The 2,097-nt window shown below is 29.5% G+C and carries 2 protein-coding genes; both read right to left on the bottom strand.

The features are described from left to right. Positions 1-463 (bottom strand): prephenate dehydratase domain-containing protein (locus tag ACMOUI_RS07065; RefSeq protein WP_418965026.1); only part of this gene is annotated, 463 nt, incomplete at its 3' end. Next, entirely contained in the window at positions 463-1,977 is a 1,515-nt protein-coding gene (locus ACMOUI_RS07060; RefSeq protein WP_418965025.1) for an ABC transporter substrate-binding protein, read from the bottom strand. The genes ACMOUI_RS07065 and ACMOUI_RS07060, both read right to left, overlap by 1 nt. Positions 1,978-2,097 lie beyond the last annotated feature (120 nt).

The raw sequence follows: 2,097 nt of genomic DNA, 5'->3' as shown, positions 1-2,097 counted from the left end.
CTCTTTTGCTACCAATAGCTCCTTTTTCTAAAGAGTTTGAATCTTTCACATATTTTACACTTAAAGCAGTATTATGATAATTTATATGCTTAATTTCTCCTAAAGAATCTATAAACTTTTTACTTTGTTCAAATCCTTGAGGATGTGAGTATATCTCTTTAATATCCTCTAACCGAGCATCTTTATTTCCTATCAGATTTTGAATTATCCTTATACAAACCTCTCCCACTATGAAAAGGTTATATTTTTCTAAAAGGTCATAAACTAAATTTATTGATCCTGTTGTAGAGTTTTCAATTGGTAAAACTCCACATTCGACCTCTCCATTCTTCACAGCAATAAAAACATCTTCAAATGTTTTATAATTTTGTGCTCCAATCCCTTCCCCAAAATACTGAATCATAGCCTCTTGACTAAATGCGCCTTCTACCCCTTGATAACCAACTTTAATCTTTTCTATCATTACTTTACCTCTTTATCCACTTTATAAAATCTGTGCATTCCACTTGGATGTGGTTCAAAATTTGATATATTTTTATTAACTCCAGCAATAACTTTTCTTGTAAATGAGATTGCCATAACTCCATCCTCTTGAATTATTTGGCAAACCTCTTGATAATACGCTTCTCTTTTTTTATCATCAGTCTCCTCTTTAGCTAAAGTTAAAAGTTCATTAACTTTCGGATTTGAATAGAAAAATCTATTTCCAGCAGCTCCTATAAATTTTTCATTGAAAACAGTTAACGCTTCCTCTCCATCACCAGTTGGCGATGTTTTTCCCAAATGAAAAAGTTGATGCTTTCCATTAGATGTTTCACTTATAAAAGTTCCCCACTCTAAAGGATTTATAGTTAAATTTATTCCAATATCCTTTAATTGTGCTTGAATTATTTGAGAAATCTGCATACTATCACTATTACTATGAATTGTTATAGATAGATTTAAATCCTCCTTATTTTCAACTTTATCCAAATACTCCTTAGCCTTATCTATATCTTGACTATACTTCACTCTATTCTCTGTATAGCCAAACATATTCTTAGCTAAAGGTGAATTTATACTTTCAGCATATGTTCCTAAAACTGTTCCCAATATCTCATCTGAATTTAAGGCATAAATTATTGCTTTTCTTAAATTTTCATCTTTTAACTTTGAATCCTTCATATTAAATCCAATAAACTCTATTGCTAATGGATCTATTGTCATTAATTCTAATTTCGAATTTTTTAAAACTTGCTCTGCATCAATAGGGGAAACAGCATAAGCTACATCAATCTCTCCTGTTTCTAATCCAATAACTCTATTTGTAGCCTCTGGGATACTCCTAAAAACTAACTTATCAATATTTGGCTTTTTAAAAGTATGTTCTTTATTACTTTTTAAAACAATTTTATCTCCCGTTACCCACTCTTCTAAGATAAAAGGTCCTGTTCCAACGGGGTTTTGACCAAAACTATTACCATATTCATTAACAGCCTTTTCACTCACAATTGAAGCTCCAGGATCAGCTAAAAACTTTAAAAGTGTCTTCGTTGGATATTTTGTATTTATATCAAAAGTTTTATTATCTACCTTTTCAACACTTTCAATACTTTCACCAATTGCTCCAACTATTTTAGAATTTTTAACTCTATTTAAAGAGAATATCACATCTTCAACTTTTAAAGGTTCCTCATTATGAAATTTAATTCCATCTTTTAATTTAAATCTAATTTTTGTAGAAGTGATATACTCCCAACTTTCAGCTAAACCATCTTTTAACTCCATATTTTTATCAACTTCTACCAAAGTATCGTATACTTGAATCATAACTTCAAGTGATCGTTTATCATTAGTACCTTGAGGATCCAAACTTTTAGCTGCACCTACTTGAGCTGCAATAACCTCTTTTTTAGATTCAACTTTTTCTTTTTTACTACAAGATGTGACTAAAATCATTACTATAATTAAATATAATAAACTCAATTTTTTTTTCATATTTTTTCTCTCCTTTTTAATGCCTAAAAAGACACTAACTCTTTATCTATTCCCAATATGATATCATTTTTTCAAAAGTGTTTCTAGATAACTTTTTTTTTAAACTTTTGTTCGTAATAC

This window comes from Cetobacterium sp. (assembly GCF_048470075.1).
Lineage (GTDB): Bacteria > Fusobacteriota > Fusobacteriia > Fusobacteriales > Fusobacteriaceae > Cetobacterium_A.
The sequence above is the reverse complement of the archived record's forward strand: the minus strand, read 5'-3'. Positions and strand labels throughout refer to the sequence as shown.